Origin of the sequence: Pseudomonas serbica, assembly GCF_028823535.1 — a bacterium.
GTDB classification, from domain to species: Bacteria; Pseudomonadota; Gammaproteobacteria; order Pseudomonadales; family Pseudomonadaceae; genus Aquipseudomonas; species Aquipseudomonas serbica.
The window spans coordinates 162,659-180,608 of sequence record NZ_JAQIYM010000090.1 but is presented as its reverse complement, the minus strand read 5'-3'; the positions used below and the strand labels follow the sequence as shown (position 1 = coordinate 180,608).

20 protein-coding genes are annotated in these 17,950 nt (G+C 49.1%); 9 read left to right on the top strand and 11 right to left on the bottom strand.

What is annotated here, in order from left to right; translation table 11 throughout:
• Positions 1-85 precede the first annotated feature (85 nt).
• Together NQL71_RS31215 and NQL71_RS31210 are read left to right on the top strand one after the other, a co-directional pair.
• Positions 86-376: a hypothetical protein gene (locus NQL71_RS31215; protein WP_274644700.1), complete on the top strand. Its 291-nt coding sequence runs from the start codon at positions 86-88 to the stop codon at positions 374-376.
• A 223-nt stretch (positions 377-599) separates the two neighbouring features.
• Complete coding sequence (locus NQL71_RS31210; protein ID WP_274644699.1) at positions 600-1,013, top strand: hypothetical protein; 414 nt, start codon at positions 600-602, stop codon at positions 1,011-1,013.
• 74 nt (positions 1,014-1,087) lie between these two features.
• On the opposite strand, the gene NQL71_RS31205 is transcribed toward NQL71_RS31210, so the two are convergent.
• The 6 genes from NQL71_RS31205 to NQL71_RS31180 all read right to left on the bottom strand — a co-directional run bounded on the left by NQL71_RS31205 (position 1,088) and on the right by NQL71_RS31180 (position 7,795).
• Positions 1,088-1,669, bottom strand: coding sequence for a hypothetical protein (locus NQL71_RS31205; RefSeq protein ID WP_274644698.1), 582 nt, complete (start codon positions 1,667-1,669; stop codon positions 1,088-1,090).
• Positions 1,670-2,147: 478 nt separating this feature from the next.
• The gene (locus NQL71_RS31200; RefSeq protein WP_274644697.1) at positions 2,148-3,851 is read right to left on the bottom strand and encodes a hypothetical protein; all 1,704 of its coding nucleotides are present in this window, start codon (positions 3,849-3,851) and stop codon (positions 2,148-2,150) included.
• A 270-nt stretch (positions 3,852-4,121) separates the two neighbouring features.
• The gene (locus NQL71_RS31195) at positions 4,122-4,679 is read right to left on the bottom strand and encodes a histidine phosphatase family protein (protein ID WP_274645078.1); all 558 of its coding nucleotides are present in this window, start codon (positions 4,677-4,679) and stop codon (positions 4,122-4,124) included.
• 161 nt (positions 4,680-4,840) lie between these two features.
• Entirely contained in the window at positions 4,841-5,461 is a 621-nt protein-coding gene (locus tag NQL71_RS31190; protein ID WP_274644696.1) for a hypothetical protein, read from the bottom strand.
• Between the two features lie 115 nt (positions 5,462-5,576).
• Positions 5,577-6,218 (bottom strand): DUF3841 domain-containing protein, encoded by a 642-nt coding sequence (locus NQL71_RS31185; RefSeq protein ID WP_274644695.1) that lies wholly within the window; start codon positions 6,216-6,218, stop codon positions 5,577-5,579.
• Between the two features lie 278 nt (positions 6,219-6,496).
• Positions 6,497-7,795: a tyrosine-type recombinase/integrase gene (locus NQL71_RS31180; protein WP_274644694.1), complete on the bottom strand. Its 1,299-nt coding sequence runs from the start codon at positions 7,793-7,795 to the stop codon at positions 6,497-6,499.
• A 540-nt stretch (positions 7,796-8,335) separates the two neighbouring features.
• On the opposite strand from NQL71_RS31180, the gene NQL71_RS31175 reads away from it, so the two are divergent.
• Together NQL71_RS31175 and NQL71_RS31170 are read left to right on the top strand one after the other, a co-directional pair.
• On the top strand, positions 8,336-9,328 hold the full coding sequence (locus NQL71_RS31175) for a Fic family protein (protein WP_274644693.1): 993 nt from the start codon (positions 8,336-8,338) through the stop codon (positions 9,326-9,328).
• A 108-nt stretch (positions 9,329-9,436) separates the two neighbouring features.
• Entirely contained in the window at positions 9,437-9,955 is a 519-nt protein-coding gene (locus tag NQL71_RS31170) for a DUF4262 domain-containing protein (RefSeq protein ID WP_274644692.1), read from the top strand.
• 102 nt (positions 9,956-10,057) lie between these two features.
• Here NQL71_RS31170 and NQL71_RS31165 read toward each other — a convergent pair whose 3' ends face one another.
• Positions 10,058-10,306 (bottom strand): hypothetical protein, encoded by a 249-nt coding sequence (locus NQL71_RS31165; RefSeq protein WP_274644691.1) that lies wholly within the window; start codon positions 10,304-10,306, stop codon positions 10,058-10,060.
• Between the two features lie 173 nt (positions 10,307-10,479).
• Between NQL71_RS31165 and NQL71_RS31160 the strand changes: the two genes are divergently transcribed.
• Together NQL71_RS31160 and NQL71_RS31155 are read left to right on the top strand one after the other, a co-directional pair.
• Complete coding sequence (locus NQL71_RS31160) at positions 10,480-11,010, top strand: hypothetical protein (protein ID WP_274644690.1); 531 nt, start codon at positions 10,480-10,482, stop codon at positions 11,008-11,010.
• A gap of 46 nt (positions 11,011-11,056) precedes the next feature.
• Positions 11,057-11,482 (top strand): hypothetical protein, encoded by a 426-nt coding sequence (locus NQL71_RS31155; RefSeq protein WP_274644689.1) that lies wholly within the window; start codon positions 11,057-11,059, stop codon positions 11,480-11,482.
• A gap of 230 nt (positions 11,483-11,712) precedes the next feature.
• Here NQL71_RS31155 and NQL71_RS31150 read toward each other — a convergent pair whose 3' ends face one another.
• The 3 genes from NQL71_RS31150 to NQL71_RS31140 form a co-directional block, all read right to left on the bottom strand.
• Positions 11,713-11,997: a nucleotidyltransferase domain-containing protein gene (locus NQL71_RS31150; protein WP_274644688.1), complete on the bottom strand. Its 285-nt coding sequence runs from the start codon at positions 11,995-11,997 to the stop codon at positions 11,713-11,715.
• 272 nt (positions 11,998-12,269) lie between these two features.
• Positions 12,270-12,503, bottom strand: coding sequence for a hypothetical protein (locus NQL71_RS31145; RefSeq protein ID WP_274644687.1), 234 nt, complete (start codon positions 12,501-12,503; stop codon positions 12,270-12,272).
• 130 nt (positions 12,504-12,633) lie between these two features.
• Positions 12,634-13,392 (bottom strand): GNAT family N-acetyltransferase, encoded by a 759-nt coding sequence (locus tag NQL71_RS31140; protein ID WP_274644686.1) that lies wholly within the window; start codon positions 13,390-13,392, stop codon positions 12,634-12,636.
• Between the two features lie 439 nt (positions 13,393-13,831).
• Here NQL71_RS31140 and NQL71_RS31135 point away from each other — a divergent pair, with 439 nt between their 5' ends.
• On the top strand, positions 13,832-15,226 hold the full coding sequence (locus NQL71_RS31135) for a hypothetical protein (protein ID WP_274644685.1): 1,395 nt from the start codon (positions 13,832-13,834) through the stop codon (positions 15,224-15,226).
• A gap of 159 nt (positions 15,227-15,385) precedes the next feature.
• Positions 15,386-15,928 (top strand): hypothetical protein, encoded by a 543-nt coding sequence (locus NQL71_RS31130; RefSeq protein WP_274644684.1) that lies wholly within the window; start codon positions 15,386-15,388, stop codon positions 15,926-15,928.
• Positions 15,929-16,376: 448 nt separating this feature from the next.
• Here the strand turns inward: NQL71_RS31130 and NQL71_RS31125 are convergent, their stop codons facing one another.
• Complete coding sequence (locus tag NQL71_RS31125) at positions 16,377-16,784, bottom strand: hypothetical protein (RefSeq protein ID WP_343228901.1); 408 nt, start codon at positions 16,782-16,784, stop codon at positions 16,377-16,379.
• A 62-nt stretch (positions 16,785-16,846) separates the two neighbouring features.
• Here NQL71_RS31125 and NQL71_RS31120 point away from each other — a divergent pair, with 62 nt between their 5' ends.
• Complete coding sequence (locus NQL71_RS31120; protein ID WP_274644683.1) at positions 16,847-17,851, top strand: ADP-ribosyltransferase-containing protein; 1,005 nt, start codon at positions 16,847-16,849, stop codon at positions 17,849-17,851.
• Positions 17,852-17,950: the final 99 nt, after the last annotated feature.

The window sequence follows — 17,950 nt, the reverse complement described above, 5'->3', positions numbered from 1 at the left end:
CAACAATGTGCCAATAGAGACCAAACGAAACAGATAACCGTTTCCCGTCACGGCGGATCTGTTTTCGATAAGAATAGGTACGGCCATGAGGCGAAACCAGAGGCATCTTTTCCACATCATTCTGCTTTTGCTGGAAGCGCCACACAGAGCCCCACCCATCACGTCGCTGCCTGGCGTATCGAGTGATGAGTTTCAGCACGCCGCCTGGCTCCTGTCCAGCCAGGGCTACGTCCTGGTCAGGCGCGTGAATGAAACATTTGAGGTCACCGCCTTGACGTGGAGCGGTTATGACTATGCCGACGCCCACAAAACGTTCATCAAGAAAATTGCTGAGGAGCGGCCCAAGGCTTCGAGTAAAACCGAAGATAAGGCATGACATCTCGAGGGAAATTGCGGGTCGATTCGCCACCGAGGTAACGAATATCTCGCTCCTACAATAGGCCGAACAGCCCTGATGAGCACTCCATCATGACTAGCTTTATCCGTGAAGTACCCACCGCATCCTGCGAATGTTGAGCCCGTCCGCCTTGACAAGCAGGAGCCAATAATCCAGAAGGTCATTTCCAGGTAATACCTAACAACTCGATAGGACGCGTGAAATGAGTGAAATTTTGACAGGCATCTCGATTCCAGAGCATTACGTGCTGATTTTCGCCCGGCGCCTGTTGAACTTCACCGATGAGCTGGTCAAGGAACACTTCGATCAGCACCCGCCGTATGCCGGCCAGACCCTCATCCTGTCGATGCAGCAGCACAACATGAATCGCTATCGCCTGGTGAAGGTCGTGAACCCGGCGAGCGGGCGACAGAAGCGGATCATCATCGACCATAGCGAGTCGTTTGGTGGCGCCTCCTACTACCGGAGCGGCAAAAGCGGATTTGCACCCAAAGGGCAGACCAGGCTGCTGCCCTACGTCGAGGCAGTGGCTGAGCGGCTGTCCTTTGACCGGGACACGGTGCTGACAGATGAAGTCCTTCTTGAGTTGCTCCCGCCAAGCGCCCTAATGGAGTGAGCGGTCTTTAACCGGGAGAGCAGCAGGACAAGTATTCGATTTAGGTGCACTCACTAAGATTTTGTTTCCCAGGACTAAATGAGCCTTTGCACTGTGACTCTATCAATGAATTCTATATTGAACACATTTTCAAGCACGGACTTGAATTTCTTCGGCATTTTTCCTTCGAAATCTGAAGCACTTATTTTCATGCTATCTACAATCCTGGAAACGTTTGCTGCTTTTATATTCAAGTCCTCACAAAGCTCAAAGTACCATTGGGCGTTTGCGAATGACGTACTTGAGTACGATAGTAATGGAATGATGCCTGGCGGAGCTGCTTTAGATCTGTCCTTCAATACATGATGTTGTTGCCATCTTGGAACATTAAAGAGACTTTCATTGAATTTTTTTGCCTTCGCTAAATCATGAAAATCATCGGCATATACCTTTAAGCCTCCACTATCTCCGAGCTTTAACATCATCTCCATGTCCGCTAAATCTATGTAGTCAGAAGGCATGATAATTTCTGTTTCATTTGAGGCTGATGGTAGCGTCCTGAAGAACTCTTCCAATACACCATAATTTGCTTGGCTAGCATCTACTCTCGGAGGGCATTTGTACTGTTTGAAATTTGGGGTAACACCTATAAACACCACCGTTGAATATATAGTCATACCTGCATCCCGATAAATTGAGTTCGCACACTTAATCGTATTTTTTCTTTCTTGTCAATTTGGGCTAGTTGACAACCATGTTGTCAAATCTGCAATCACCAACTCTATGATTTGCTGGTTGTTCTGGCTGTTTTGACAACATTTAGTCAAAAAATGAGCCAAATGGCAAAATACGTAAATGCTTGGGATCGTGGCTCGAGCTGTCAAAAAATCAGAATTTTAGCAAAGAAAATCAATAGCCTAGGAATTTTTGACAACATATTGATCTGATCGGCAAAATTTGAGTGAGACTGAAAAATATTTAAAAACCGCTGTATTTTATGTAACGAGTAGAAACGTGTACCAAAAGAAAGGGGCCATGAATGGCCCCATAGTGGTTGCTAGACATCCAGTCTTTCTGGAAGAAGGCTAAGGTAGGCAAAGGTGTGTGAGTTTGGCCTATGATGCCGAGGGCATCCCCTGGCATCGCTTGGCAGGATTAATCCAAATCCATTGCCCGGATCTCATTTATTCCTCGATAAAATGAGTTACCAATTCCGTGATAATGCCCGCAATGTCCTCCTGCAACAAAGTCACACCAGATACCTCCGAAATTAGAGCTTCTGGTTGTGACTTTATTCCAAATACTCTCGATAACATCTTTATCTTTATTGTAATTCAAGAAGGGTAATTTCTTCAAAGCGCAAGTCGGCGTTACTGGATAGCGCAGCGGTTCAACATTAGCAATTACAACTTCTGGCTTTTTTAAGCCCTTGAGTCCTTGGCGAAAGGCCTCATGGAATAACTCAGTACCAATTCCTTTATTCTGGTGTGAGATCGCAACCTCCCAATCAAATACAAACGCAGCCGATTGGTAATCCCAGTAGGATTGACCATCCTGACATCTGAGGCCAATAGAATGAAGCATCTCAAGGCTTTCAGTATTATCATGATCATTGAGCATCTCTGCATGCGCACCTAATGAGCGATACTGGCTGTTGGTGTAATCAATTGAAATATAGCCAATAACTAGCCCACCAGAATCCTCGGCTACAGCAAAAACCTCATAGAGTTTATCTTGTCTAGGTTCTTCACACTTTCTATACTTTCTGAATACGCTTAAGAAAACACCTGACTCTAGTGGCTTTCTATCAAGGCAGATCTTTGTTGACTCGGTTCTATGGTAGTCAAGACGCGCATTGTTTTCTTCGCCATACATGCGGTATTGATTGGGTTGCTTTACCAGGAAGCTTAAAGCCGGGCGGCCTAATTTATGGAACCGGCTTTTGATGAAATCATTGATTTCATTATCGATGCTTGGGTGCCCAAATTTAATAAGAAGACTGTTTTTATCAGAAAGTGAATCTTCATAAAACAACCCTGCGATATCACGGGTTGTGTTTTCTATGTAATATCTTATGTGGTGCTTGATGCGGCGACAGAGGAGCTCTGAGTATTTCTTGTACGACATATAGTCGTCTGTCTTCGCAAAGGCAAAGACTTCGAGTAAATCCATGATCTCAATTTGATCGAGATCGAGCGGCTTTTGTTGATTAGTCAGTGGGTATGTTGAGATTAGGTCGGTAATCATAAACTGATCAACATTGGAATTGATTGACTCGATCATGCTAAAAATTTCTAGTTGACCAAAAGCCTTTGACTGAATACTAGAATCACTAAATGTTTTCCTTGCAATGTATTCAATTCGTTGGTCGCTTGCTCCTTTTTCACCACCAAGAATTAATGCGGAAAGCTTGAAGTGAGTTTCGATAGTTTCAGTGAAGCCTGTGCCTTCAGTGATAGCCCAAGCGCCTATTGATAACTTAAATGTCCTTGCATCCGCGATGACGCTCTTGGCGTTCATGGATGGTAGAAGTTTTGAATATTCATGAAGATCGCGCCATGAATTGAAATAGCACAATGAGGCTGCAATATTAAGGGCGCTGATCCTTGTTATGTCAGCGAAGCAACTTAGAATCGAGGCTTTAGCTTTGATCCTAGCGATACATATCTCGACAAACCTGGCTGGGTCTTTGTGAAATATCTCCTGAAGCCCAGATACCTTTAGCGAGTTTTCTAGTGCTGTAGAAGGGCGCTGAGGCTCTGAAAAAAACTGATGAGGAGGGTTGAGCGCCTCATCTTCAGCAAAATCCTTAAGTGCGGAGAAAGCTCTTTGGATCATCTCTTCGGTAAAATCGCTCATATATATTTTCCAGTAGTCTGAACAACCAATTATTTGGTTAACTACGGCTCACTCGTACAATTTCAGACGCTGGTTGTGTTAGAAAATGTATGCAATAACTAACAACATATAACAATTGTGCCTGATTTTGATTTTCCAGTGTGAGCGGAAGGGATGCACATGCCCTGCTCGAACAATAATCATTTCATGGGCGTAACGCAACCCCATGTGGGCTGAACACGACAGGGTTTTCTTCGCTACGCCGAAGAGGCGTTATTTTGCATCGCCCACCTAAATAATCTTGAGCCCGGTGCAAAAGCCATCGATGAGCGCCACCTGGCCAGATGGATCAAGCTGTCGCTCGACCGTCCACATGCCCCCGCCAAACACCAACTGATAGCTGCAGCAATTCCCCAGTGGCTCACACACATCTGCGACCCGGAACTCACGCATACGGTCTGGAGAACCAGCAGCGGCGCCGTGCTTGATGACCCATGCCACGGCTCGGATGAATTGCCCATGACTGAACACCAGGACATCCTGGGCCTCATGAGCCTCATGAGCCTCGAGCCTGGCCAACACGGCCCGTGCACGACCCAGTAGCTGCTCACAAGACTCGGCGCCAGGGCCATCGACCAGGGCCGCATCACCGTTCGACAAGTAGCTTTCCACGTAAGGTTTTCGGTCAACCTGGGTGGATCCGGCAAATCGATTTGGAGCCAAATAGGTAAACTCTTCGACTGCCCAGACTTCGAACGGCACGTCCGGGCATCGAGAGACTGTCGGTAGCGCGGTATCCATGGCGCGAAGGTAGGGCGAGGATATGATGAGGTCGGGCGCTGACGTGATGGCATCAGCTAGCTCCAGGGCCTGGCGCTGTCCTGCCTGCGTGAGCGGTATGGCGCTGGGATCGGTTTTAGGGAGGTCGGCGTTGCTGCGCTCTGGGCGTGCCTGATCAATCTGACGCGGATCATAATGATCCTTTATTCAAATGGAAGTCTCATCTAACTTTAGATATCACTGTCATCTTTTATTTTAGTTGCAATGTTATCTTCGATAAAATGTATTAAAATATCCTCTGACTCCTTGCATCTTGCAAGGTTATGCATCGCGATCATTGCTCCTAGATTATCATAAGTGGCAGGGGCGATTTCGATGACTGGAGTATGATGAAAGAAAATAGATTCGTAATCGTTATACTTCTCACTACTCAACACAAACAAGCAAAGACCAGCATTGTAATTGCTGCAAATAAATATCCTGCCTATATTTGGGGTTATGCTTTTGCATGAAATCTCAGCGTGTTTAAATGTATCGCCTCCGCCACCGATGAAGCTCCAGGCCTGTTCCAAAATATGTATAGAACCGTGCTGAAAGTATTGAATATTATCTCTGAACGATTGAGTTATATTGGTATAGTCATCTATGGTAATTGGGCATAAAAACTCATGAAACGAATAAAACTTGTCAATGTCAATTATATCGCAAATGAACTGATCGTAGTCGCTAATTATACAAGCTAGCGCCGGGAAGAAATCGGAATCTATCTCGTCACGCCAAACCATCCCCATAGATCGTGTGGGGACAAAGCCGTGATTTTCCTCGAAATTAGTCAATTTTATCTTTTTCAAGTGTCACCTCGAGATCTGATCGTGATCGCTAATTTCAGTGGATTGTAGTAGATCACATGGCTGGTCGTTTTTTCTCTGACGTCGCAGATTCCGCATTAGCTACCTTGGCTTTCTGCTAAGTCTCAACGATTCCCTTTATACTCTCTGGCCTTATTTTCCAGAACACACCCTGAATGGTCTTGTCCTTCAGTTCACAGGTATACCCATTCACGCGATCCAGACAGAAAATTTCCCGCCAGCTGGCTTGGACGCGAGTGTGAAAGGGATACGGAAGCGGCTTGTCTTCGTAGATATTGAGACCCGCCAACTCCAGCTCGTTTTCAAAAGCTTCAACCTCATCACCTTCACCGTTGAGCCAGTAGTTCAGCGGTACGTGCCACATGTCGAAATCAGACAGTAGAACGTCCTTGGGATCGAGGCTGAGCTCCAACAGGACAGAGGTTCCATCTGCCTCCAAGGAGGTTGGCCGGGTCTGGTCTGCGTTCGTTTGAATCCAGCACCACCAGGGATTTATGCCAGCTTCTCGGCCTTTTACGCCTGCCTCATCCATGGCGTCTTTCATCCATTCGTAGGCCAGGCGAAACAAAAGCCCTTGGTCAGAGAACTCCATGGGGCAGGTCTGAATCTTGCCTGCAAGCACTTCGTCGACAATGGCTCTTGGCACAAACGTCCAGGCGGTGATGCGGCCTTGTTCATTGGTGAAGGCTTCGCACCACCGGTGCTGAATCTCAGCGAGGTTTTGAGGCGCTACGGGCATTGATTACTCACACTTATCCATGGCTAAAATGTTCTGGAGTACAACCAGAACATCAAGTCTTCGACACTAACCACAACTTTTTCAATGTTGTTGTGGCTATGCCTGACAGTTACAGACCATCCGCCCTCAACTTTTTCTATGAAAGTCTCTGTAGTGGTGCTTGGCTTGGTTCTAAGTCTATTTTCCACGGTTCCTGTGAACCCTTCGCGAAGGAAGTGGTTCATCATCGTATCGAGCCTGCTCATGTTCACTGACATATCCATTCCTTTTGGCGCTGATCAGCCGCGATCCTTCAGCCCAAGCTTCTTCACCGAGCGGGCGCGTTCGTCATCCAGGGTGTTGTAGTAGGTGTCCTGCGTGGTTTTCATACTCTCGTGGCGCAGGTCAGCCTGCAAATCCTTGGTTTCGCGGTACGGCGCATCAAAAGTGGCCGAGGTGTGCCGGAGCCAGTGCAGCGACGCTGAGCGTAAATTGTCGAGCTCGTCTTCTGTCCGACCTTCAGCCTTCATGCGTTCAAGAGCCTTGTCGAAAACCTCCTGGAGCAGCAACCGGATATGGCGGTCAGACAGACCAGAGCGGCCATTCAAGGTAGCCAGCAGCGGCGTGTTGTCATCAGGGGAGGGCAGTGGCGTCATGTTCAGGTGCGCCCGGTACCGCTTGAGGTAGTCCAGGTACTCGTCGCGCACGCTGATCTTGGCGGCTTTGTTTCCTTTACCGACCACGTGGTACCACCAGTTACCATTGCTGTCCTTGCGAAAATCCTTCATGCGTGGTGTCCAGTTATCCCGGCCAACCATGTCCGATACCCGAAGGTACATCGAAAAGGCCGTGGCCAGGATGAACAAGGTGCGTTCGTGAGTTGGCGCCTCGGCAGCCATGGTTTCAGCGGTTTGCAGGACGTAATCCCACTGGAAAGGAGTCAGTGACTTGGTGGCGCTGGTGTCCGTGTTGCGCTGTTTGTATTTGGATTTCTGCTTGATCGCCCGGATCGGGTTGGCTTTATCCGTAAGGCCTTCGTCGGTCGCGTACTTGAAGAAGCTGCCGCACACCGCAAAGACCTGGGCCACCGAACCCTGGGACATCTCGTAGGGTTTGTCCTCAACCTCACGGTTTTGCTCTTGGGCGAGTTTCAGGGCGCGTTTGGAGGTGGTCAGGTTAAAAGGGCGCCACTCAGAGTTGACCTCATAGGGATCTTCATCTGATGCTTTTCTGCCACCAATGCGGATAAAGCGGGATTTGACGACCGGGCCGATCCATTCTGGCAGTGGATTGAGGCAAAACTCCATGAAGCGCTCGGCGTCGGTGCGGCTGAGCTCGAGGAGTGGCTTCTTGGCCACCAGCAGTGACCAGAGCAGCATGCGCTCAACGTGGGTTCGATACGAGTTGAAGGTAGCGTCGTTGCCGGCGTAAGACCTGAGGAAGCCTCGGACAGCTTTGTAGCCTTCGACGGCTTGCAGCTGACTTGGAAATGACGCCAGGTATTCTTGAACGACTGGCAATTCGCTTGTGACGCGATTAAAGTTCAGCTCGTGAAATTTCTTGAACGTGTCGAACAGCGGTAACGGTTTGGCAGCCACAAGAAAACCCTCAAGTAGAAAATCCGCGAAAAACCCAAAAACGAAAAAATGGGAAAAAGCCCAGGAATAGTCGCACAGAAGCGCCCTATGTGCAATATCCGGGTCTAGCCATTATCGGATATCGCACATATAGGTAACGGTATAACATCACCTTTCTTCTCTCGATTTTTCGCGCCCAGGGTTTTCTCTTCATTTTTCAAATGACGATGTCTGGCCCAGCGCGGTCGCTCGCATCTCTCTGTCGACATGCTTTTGAAAGTGACTGATGCCTGGCTGGCGATCACGGCTTGTTGCTTTTTCAAAAGTCGGCGGCATCGTTGATCAGGGATGAAAATGGCCTGCGCTGATCTGGGCAGTGATTATGGGTTTGTCTCCTGATTGTTTGACAGGAAACGGCCTTTCCACCCATTGATTGACTGGAAATGGCTTTTTGTCCTTATTTCGTTAAAAACCGACCCAGGCCCTCAGATGATCTGCATCACTATCACGATTAGAGATGCTGACTTGTTATACTGAGCTCCTGGATACGGGGAGATAAACGTGAAAGATAAACTCAAGAAGCTTTTTGCTAAAACCAGGCCGAACGAGCGCCGACCGGCGCAGTTTTCACGCCAGTTCCTTGAGTATGCACCGGGCATTGGTAAAGACGCTCTCCTTAGGTTGGATGAGGTTTTCCCGAAAAAAGTACAACTTACAAAGGCTAAAAAAGCGAACTTCATGGTCGATATCGCCTGGTCTTCGTCTGTCCTCGAGGGCAACCTGTACAGTCACTTGGACACCCAGAAACTGCTCCAGTATGGGGTCGCTGCTGAACATGCTTCTGCGGAAGACACCCAAATGATCATCAATCATAAGCGTGCTTTTGACCTCGTAATCCAAAGCAAAGACGTTTCTTTGCGCATGCTAAAGGCCATCCACGTTTGCATTGCAGATCCAGGTGAGATTCAAGGCCCGACTAAACATTTTGTGCTCAAACATGAATTGGGCCAGATTAGAACAACAGAGCTGATGGATATCGATAACACGGCCTATACCCCGCCCTCCTACTACCCAGGCACCGGGCAGGAGAAAATCTACGACCTCATCGATTACGTAATGAACGCGGCTAGCGAGATTGAAAACCCTATAGAGGCAGCTTTTTACCTGATGACCAGAGTTCCCTACGTCCAGGCCTTTGCGGATTGCAATAAAAGGACATCCCGGATGATGGCCAACGTACCGTTGCTTGCGCATGGTTGCATGCCGATCTCATTCGACATCATGAAAAAGCGCGACTACATCGAGGCGCTGCTTGGTGTTTATGAATTCGGTAACGTTGAGATCTTCAGGGACGTTTTCCTGGGATCTTATGTCGACTCCTTCCTGAAGTATTACCCCCTGCCTCGATCCATTGAGAATGAGGTCAGGCTGAATATGCCGGCGTACCAGGAGAAGCTCGCCCTGTATGTCTGCACGGGCCAAAGATCGGAATTGATCGACAACCTGATTTTTCACACCAAAACCTCGACCCCGGATGCTGGTTACGAACCCTGATCCCAGCCAGGCAGCCCTACCCGCCCTGCCATGATGGTCATGCTGTATACCTACCAGGGGATTAGTTGCTAATCTAAGCCGGTATTAAATTAACATCACGAGCCAACGATGAGACCCAGCGACAGCGAGATCGCCCTGCGAATCAGGGCCATGATCACCAGCAACATATCCAGCCATGGGTTGCACATTCAGCATGTGATGGGCTCTGAGGAATCCCCGCCTTTCAGCTACACAATCGGAATGACCAACATTGGCGCACCGGAGCTCATCGTCTTCGGCCTTCCGCCACAGGCGATCCATGGCGCCATCATGGAGTACTTCAACGAGTTGAGGATGTGCCATCGCCCGAAAGATGGTCGCAAGATTGAGGATATCTGGAGTGTGACCATGCTCCTTGAGAGCGTGGATAACGAGGAAGCCTCTGCTTATACCATCCAGGCAGATGCCTACTTCGAAGACGAAGGTAAGAAGCCGACCTACAAGCAGATGCTTTGGCCAGACCAAAATGGAAAGTACCCGCATCAACGCGGGTTCAATCCGGACTACAAGCCTAGCCAACCGTACATTGCGAAGCGTCGTCCTCGGCTTGATGACGATCACAGTGTTGAGTCATTCTCATTGCATTGACTCAGGCGGAACATTGCCAGAGCGATGGAACTCCCGCAATTATAAAAACGGATTACAGTCCAAAATCTTCCGTCGATTTTCTATTTCCTGCCTCGCGGCCAGTTAGTAGTCGCCCCTCTGATAAACCTTAATATTTAAAGTCCACCCTGGCGTCACAACCTCTCCAGATTCATGCTCATGATCATCAGAAAAGCCCAGGGATATATCATGGGTGATTTTGTGTTTTTTGCGGAAGAACTCACCATTAGGAGACTCAAAGAAGAGCTTTGCAGCGTGCCTTAAATTCTCTGCAACAATGATGGAAGAGAGCCGCACACCTTTGTCGTCAAATGCATAGTGATAAGCCTTCATAAAGCCCCCATAACACCCATGTATTGGTTCTCAGGTTACCATGATGAAATCCAATATTGAACCGTCCTGCCGCCCCCTTACGCATAACTAGCAATCATTGCCATACGGTGGACAACAGGGTTTATTGCTTTCTTGGGCAGGCAATGGAGATAATTGGGAAAAGAGGATATCCCGTGGATCGCATATTTCTAACTGATAGCACTAATAGTTTCATGGCTACCTTGGCATCTCAGGTCGAGCCCCTCGGTAAATCAGTATTCCTAACTCTGGATAGCCCGTTTTCAGAGCAAATGGAAAATCTTCTGAACGACCATGACGGCTCGCCCATCATTGCAGTCCTCAACATCGGTAATGGCAAGCCGATTGACTGGCATAAGCCACTGGCCGGCGCTTTGGCTAGCAGGGTTATTGGCGGCGTCGTGCTCCCAGAGCGCTCATCAATCTTTGTGCTTACAGAATGGTCGGTCTCAGATTTAGCAACCCCTGACTTTGGTGCGCCCTACCGTCCCCTCACGTCAAAAGCCCGACTGACTGACGTGACGCACGACTATCTGGTGTCCACCAGTTCAGAGTGGGAAAGTGAAAGCGCCGCCGAGAAGAGCATGGGGTACGTTTTAAAAAATGTCGTTGAGGGTATAGAGCGCCAGCGCCTGCAAAAAAGCCTCCAGACACACACATATCATCCGGATGTACTTCAGGCCTGAGGCCTGATCTTCGCCGGCGACCGCCTGACTATCACCAGGGTTATCTATGAGCAATAAAATCGACTTGGCAGGAATTGAGCTGGTCAACACCACCAGCGAGTGGCTTGGGCAAGCCCAACCAGAGCCGATCTTCATGGTAGACAGACTCCATGAATTCCTTACCGACATGATGGACAAGGACAAGAAAGGCTTTTACCGGCTTGGTGTCAGCCACCTCGACGCTTACAAAAAACTGTGGGGCGAGCCGGCGTTTACGTTTGATGGCAAATACCCTTGGAAAACCTGGATCTTCAAGCTCGCCGAGGGTGAGCACCTGGTGCTGTATACCGACAAGGATGGTGGAACATCCTTCGAGTACGCCGGGCCGAGAACGCCATCAGACGCAGCCTTCGACAAAGCTACCAGCATCCTCAATGCCATCAAGGATGAGGTTCATGCGAGGAAGGAGCCAGATGCGGAGTTCAGCATGTGACTTCAGTCTCGCCAAAGTTGACATATCCAAATGACTATCTCGAGAGTAATGAGGCTGAGTTTAGCGAGTAATTACTTGGACTTTAATCCATCAGGAGCCTTACCAAGCGACTTAGGCTTATCTAGAATATCTTTTCTCATCTAATTTCAACTCCGTCATGTCTAATGTTCTTTAAAAGTTCTGATAAACCATCTGTTTTATTAAATTCAGCAACGCCGACTATTAACGGGTTAATAACCAAGCCAGTTCTTAGCTCTATATCGAAAGTAACTTTCGATAGCTTTTTTGCAAACAGTCTTTTTTCTACATACGTGACGGGAGGATTTGGCACAATGACTGATATCAATATCACTATCAAGGTCATTATCTCCCCGAGCCCTGCTTCCAAATAGGACAACCTTTTCTAATTCTATCTCCACTTCAATTCTTGATTTGAATTCATTGATCGTGGCAGAAACGTCCTGCTTGGCAATTAATTCGTTAATTTGTTTTTCAGCATCAATTGCAGTGATCATGACGACCTCCACTTACATTGATAATGATCATGCACCTTAATTTGCTAAATAATGGCATAGGTATGTTCTGGAAATATAGCATGCCGGGCCGAAAACACCATCCCGCGAGGCCTTCGAGAAGGTAACCAGTATCCTGAACGCCTTCAAGGATGATGTTCATGTGCGAAAGTAACCCGATGTTGATTTCGGCATGTAATTGAGATGTCAGCGATGGTGGCCAGTCCGCCCTCAATAGTTTTCGCAGCACCTACCGTAGTCAGCTCAGATATCCCCTATCGAACCATCATCACCGCCCTGATAGCGCCCACCAAGGCGTTATAGGCTGTCCCGCCTGCAGAGCCTGGAGTGTCATTGCGGTAGAGGTTAAAACGGCTGACAGCCTGGTAGACACGCGCAGCCACTTCGCCAACTTCGTCCTCGGTCAGCGCAACAACAATTTTGGTGAGACGAGCCCGCTCCTGGGCCGGCGTGCATTCCAGCGCGTAGTCGATTACTGAGTCGTTCATCTAGGTCGCTCCATGATTGAGTGGGTACAAGTAATGCTATTTCGCACCAGCTTGTAGATCTCAAGAGCTTGTGAAGACGGCCTAGGGGGACGCATCGAAAAAAAATTCCAACCTCAGTCGGATCGGTCGGTCAACACGGATCGAAAGACGGCGTTTGTATTTCTTTTTTGGATTCTTTTTCCAATGTCTTGAGGCCCTGCTTATCAATAACCATCCACGTCCAACCATCTACTTTGAATGGCTTATATCCGCGACTCGAATAAAACTTATCGATATTAAGTTGCCCATCCATCAGTTGCTTCTTTCCTGCGTCAGTTTTGAGATACTGATCTTCCTCATCATAGCTAATCTTAAGGTCTCGAAGTTCCTCATAGACTTCTCCTGGGTAGCTCTGAAGAAACATAAAATCAACGGTATTCCTAAATCGCTTTAGCATGTTCATCATTTTTGAGCCAATACCAAGACCTCTGTACTCCTTGCGAACATCTACACTATCAAGAAATCCAATTGTTATATCGTAATGACTAAACCAAGCGTCATCGTGATCATCTACAGAATCGAATGAGCACTCAAAATTTTCATTTATAGCCTCGAGGCACTCTGGTTTGAACCCTTTAACCATGCTTTCAATGTCGGCATTTAACGGCGTGCTGTGATACAAGGAGCAGAACAGCCTATCTGTTGTTTCGGTGTCATCCAGAATATCTAGCATGTTGCATTCAGCTAAGGCGCGCATGTTAAATATATATCCGTTAGCTACACCAATCTCTTTTTCGCCCTTCTTGGCTGAAATCTTAAAATTTTTGACAAATAGGTGAGAGTCTTCGTAGTCGCACATATTCCTGGCTGGCGTTACAGAGATTTTATAATCGATTTTTTTACTTTTCATTTGCGCGACCACTCTCAACTCTGTCATCACCTATGTAAATATTTTAGGCTAGGACGTCTAAGTCATGCAATTTATTGATGCCATGCCTTCCAGGGTTCGATCTTCCATGAGCAACTGGAGTTAGCGGGCATCGCAAGTGGCCTTAAACCGTAGGGATCCCTTACGCCGTTCTTCAAGGCGACGAGTAGTTGGCAGGCTGAGCGGTAGTTAAGCTTTTCCGCCCCGCATCGAGCAGTTGGGGATGATCAGCGAAAGGGTCGGCATTCCCGCCCTTAAGGCGGGCTGCTTATGCTTTGGACACAACCAGGGCCAGCGAGGGAATGACCTTTCGACGGCTCCAGCCTCTGGCGTCTTCCTTCAGCCCAACCGTGTGCCTCAATTGCTTCAGTCCGCGCTTACACAGCACAATGGAGCTATAAGCACCCGAGCGAGCAAAATCATGTCTGCGCCACATCCAACCTCTTTGAAACCGCCAAGCATCAACTCCCACCCGCTGATTCAACTCAAGTACGAAGCTGATTTTGGTGAATTCGCACCTCCTGGGCAGACGATGGCCAACTGGCCAAGCAATACAGACGTCGCATTTCGAGATGCCAATTTTTACCTGCCCTCCCGTGTCGGCCAGTTGCAGATAGCGGCTCTTGAAAATCTCAGCGAAGCGACGTTTACGGGTCTTTGCAAGGCGATGGAGCCGATGTGGGATGGAATGCCCATCGTGAACAAGGCCGGCCTTCAGGCCTTGGCTCTATTACAAGAACCGGAGATCAATGAGTTCGAGGAAGAAAAAGGTCACGCGAATCTGTCTCAGATCGAGAGTTTCTTTATGTCCGAGGCATTGGTTAGTCCAAATGTCCATTGGGGTAAATTGGCCGAACTCTACAACGCTTCTGATGTGGTGCAGCAGAAAGCTCTGCTTGGATTTTTCACCCAGGTCTTGAACCGTGACTTGGTCGACCTGTTGAGCATTCAGGAGCCTGATCTGACCCTGCCGGCTTCGCTCGAAGAGACTTATGAGACGAGAGTGATGGATGACGAAATCTACGTCATCGATCAAGTCAACAAGGCCCTGGTCAGGGAAGATATTTTCATGACCAAATACACGGTGAGCATGGACGATGACGATAATCTGTCGTGCCTGATGTTCTCCGCGCCAAGTCTTTCTCAGGCTATGGCCAAAGGGGTTACGTATCTCAGAGACCCCGTGAACACCATGTTCTCAAACATGCGCATATGGCATGAGGACAACCCCATTGCAACAGGCCAGAAACACAGGGCTGACCCACTTGCCCCACCCGAAACTTCAAGGATGATTTGGCGCCTTGAGGAATTCACGGACAAGGCGTCGTTTGATATAACAGCCTCCGCAGTCGAGCAGGCCATCGTGTTGCACGAGCGTGCAGTGAGCGGAAAAGCCAACGATCACGAAGCGATCAATCCTTCGGTGATCTGGACAAAGACTTCGGCTTTTCGTCCAGGCACTAAAGAAGAAACCTGCGCTCGATGGATCGCTGAACAGGAATCAGGGCCTGTTGGCACAGATCCCCTGGTGAAAGCCTTTCTTCAGCGTCATCCAGAGTACCTTGGAAAGGTTATGTCTCTAGGTCTTCAGCAAATCCCGACACCGATAAAGTGGGCAAGAATTTCCGCGTTGATGGTGGTGGCCAACAAATTCAACGCATATGGCGATCCACATCTCTACCCAGAGTACATGCTGAACAGAGATATCACCCCAGGAATCGTTACAGAATTCAAGGATTTTGCCAAAGAGATTGGAATAACACTTCTGGCTATGCCAACAAAAAATCTAGAGCGTGACGATGGATTGTCGTTCTAACCCCATTAGCGAAGCCAGGCTCTCGACGTGGACGCTGCTAGATAAAGCGGCGTCCTTTTTGTTGCCAACCTCCCTTGGCCCTGAACTGCCATCCATTTGTAGGCATATGCACTCCTGTGCAAAGCTTAATGCAGGCAGGGATTCACCAAGGATTCATTGATGGTCATGGCGCGAAGCGAACACATTGCACAGGGAGCCACTGACCAATGCCACAGGGCATTAGTCAAAATCCCTGCGTACACTCCGGAAAATATCCCTGACGACATTGACCTGATGTACGCCTGTGGTCGTTGCATGTACCTGGCTGCCGCGCTCCATAGATCAATAGGCTGGCCGATCAGTGTTGTGCTAAATGATGGGACAGATGACGCCTACATCGATCATGCGTGGGTCTCTAACCCGGCAGATGCGATGATGTTCGATATCAACGGCTGCTATCCGGAATCCAGGAACGGCTTTATCACCCGGAGCTCGGTCGTCTTGAGTGACCTGAGCGAGGATGAGTTATTTCACCTAACCCTAAAAACGAGCGGTCGTCCTATGGCCAAGGCTGAATGGGATGTTGAGGTTGATGATGCTTTGGTCGTGATTGATCAATTCTTTCGGTCACAAGTTGCTATGGCCATCGAGGAAGCACCTGAGCCAACCCAAGAGCCCACGAGGAGAAACCCTCGATGGGAGATGGACGAGCCAGGGCTGTGATTCGCTCTGACCGCAAGGAAAGCCGTCTTGGGCATTGCTCGCTGTGTCACCACCTAGGTGTGTCAACAAATGGCACCATCCCGACCGCAGGCAGATAACTAAAGCATTATTATCTGCTCAGTACATTTGTTGACAGATGCCTAAAGTCCAAACAGTTCAGTCACTTAGGTGTATTAACGCGAGGGAAAACACTTGTCAACGTTGACACCGGTAACTTTTGGGATGACGTCACGTTAAGGTGCCGCCAGGCGACGTGGTTCTGTTTTTTGACCAAAGCCAGACGCTCGACCAGATGCTCGTCCTGGTGGTCTGCTGGGGTCTGAAGATAGAGTTGAAATTGCCCCTGACCTTTGACACTATCGACACGCGTCGAAGCTTCCTGTGAAACGCCGCAACGGCCCTACTAGCCAATGCGTCATAGAGAGACCGCCCTAATACGGCGGTCTTTCTATTTGCGCCGGCTGCTGATCGGATCCCAGGCGTCGCCGAAATAATTGCCCTTCGACACCAGTCCGAAATTTTCTCCCTGATCGGGGCCGTTCTCACGGAACAGGGTATTGGTGCGCAGCTCCTGCTTGATGTTGGCCAAGGCCTGGAAGAAGCAAAGCTCACACAGGTGAACTTCATAGCGTTCCCCGTCATGGGTTGTGCCGTATCCCCAGTCAGCCTTGAGCGTGCCGAACTGGTGTCCACCATTGACGAGGAAGGTTGATTTTCCGCAGACGTCGCAGACGATGTCAGTGACGGTTTCCACCTCGATCATTTCGGTTATTCGCATCAATTGCCTTCCATCATATGGAGCCATACCACCTGCTATCAGCATACAGTAGAGGACGTCGGCGTTGATGGGTTTCAAGCTCCAACCGTAAGCTTAGAGGTAGCACTCCATGCCCCGGCGTTTCGAGCGACAGAACCTTTATGAACCCAGCCTATGCCATCCCTGAAGATCTCAACATGGATCCTTCTCATCTGCCAATTCCTGATCCTGTGGCGGCCCCTGAAGAACTCAGCAGCTGCAAGGCCTTCAAGGACTGGTTTCAGCAGAGTCGCGTTACGACGCCTGCCGGCGCACCTCTGATGGTTTTTCATGGAACATCGCGAGAGGATCGGCGTTTCAATTCATCGCGCCATGTTGATCTGGAAGGCGCGTATTTCACGCCGTCGTTCAAAGCTGCAAAACAACATGCTCACATGGACAGCGAAGTCGAATGCGAGCAGCCCTACGTCATCGCAGCCTTTATTCGAATTAACAACCCTTTCGTTATGGACGGCTATGATAGCCAGGTGCTCAGCACCGAACAGGTCAAAAGTTTGATCTCAAATGGGTACGACGGCGTCTTTGGCGTCGAGGAAGATGGTTCGGTTGGCGAGTACGTGGTTTTCGACCCGAGTCAGATCGCACAGTTTCACGACGGAGTCATCGAGCTGCCAAACATTCCTGTTGATCTGACAATAGAAGCTGCGGCGGTCAAGGGGCCAGATGCGGAGAATGCTTCACCTGCCCTACCCGTTTTCTACCACGGCACGACGCGCAAGGCATGGCGAAAGCGCCACGAGGATCCATCCTACCTAAACCTGACATCCTCCCTGGAGGATGCAGAACGCTATGCCAGCGAATCCGGTGAAGCCGAGTACGAGGATTGTGGGCGTTCCCACCCAGTCGTGATGAAGATCAGCCCATCCGCCTTGGAGCTTTTGCTGACAAAACCTGATGTTGAGCTACAGCCGGACTGGGGCTGGGTTGAGGGCCAAGAGCATGATGCGCGGAAAGGGTTCGGCACGTTTACGTACGCTGATGCTACCTGGCAGAACAGCTTGGAAAAATGCAGTGGCATCGGTATTGGCGGATTCAGGAACAAGTTCAAGAAGGCATTTGAGTTGGCCGTTGATCTTGCCCTTGAGCAGGAATCGCCTGCCCCGTAGGTCTTTAGTCAGCCTTAATTGGCAAAGAAAATCGATATTCAAACTGAGGCCCCCCTCGGAGGTGCTAACCTTTTATGGTTGTCACCATTCGTTAGCAAG

Bases quoted from the DNA above. Each gene is read 5' to 3' on its own strand.
- NQL71_RS31215 (WP_274644700.1), top strand. From the start codon at position 86: ATGAGGCGAAACCAGAGGCATCTTTTCCACATCATTCTGCTTTTGCTG.
- NQL71_RS31210 (WP_274644699.1), top strand. From the start codon at position 600: ATGAGTGAAATTTTGACAGGCATCTCGATTCCAGAGCATTACGTGCTG.
- NQL71_RS31205 (WP_274644698.1), bottom strand. From the start codon at position 1,669: ATGACTATATATTCAACGGTGGTGTTTATAGGTGTTACCCCAAATTTC.
- NQL71_RS31200 (WP_274644697.1), bottom strand. From the start codon at position 3,851: ATGAGCGATTTTACCGAAGAGATGATCCAAAGAGCTTTCTCCGCACTT.
- NQL71_RS31185 (WP_274644695.1), bottom strand. From the start codon at position 6,218: ATGCCCGTAGCGCCTCAAAACCTCGCTGAGATTCAGCACCGGTGGTGC.
- NQL71_RS31170 (WP_274644692.1), top strand. From the start codon at position 9,437: ATGAGACCCAGCGACAGCGAGATCGCCCTGCGAATCAGGGCCATGATC.
- NQL71_RS31165 (WP_274644691.1), bottom strand. From the start codon at position 10,306: ATGAAGGCTTATCACTATGCATTTGACGACAAAGGTGTGCGGCTCTCT.
- NQL71_RS31155 (WP_274644689.1), top strand. From the start codon at position 11,057: ATGAGCAATAAAATCGACTTGGCAGGAATTGAGCTGGTCAACACCACC.
- NQL71_RS31150 (WP_274644688.1), bottom strand. From the start codon at position 11,997: ATGATCACTGCAATTGATGCTGAAAAACAAATTAACGAATTAATTGCC.
- NQL71_RS31145 (WP_274644687.1), bottom strand. From the start codon at position 12,503: ATGAACGACTCAGTAATCGACTACGCGCTGGAATGCACGCCGGCCCAG.
- NQL71_RS31140 (WP_274644686.1), bottom strand. From the start codon at position 13,392: ATGAAAAGTAAAAAAATCGATTATAAAATCTCTGTAACGCCAGCCAGG.
- NQL71_RS31135 (WP_274644685.1), top strand. From the start codon at position 13,832: ATGTCTGCGCCACATCCAACCTCTTTGAAACCGCCAAGCATCAACTCC.
- NQL71_RS31130 (WP_274644684.1), top strand. From the start codon at position 15,386: ATGGTCATGGCGCGAAGCGAACACATTGCACAGGGAGCCACTGACCAA.
- NQL71_RS31120 (WP_274644683.1), top strand. From the start codon at position 16,847: ATGAACCCAGCCTATGCCATCCCTGAAGATCTCAACATGGATCCTTCT.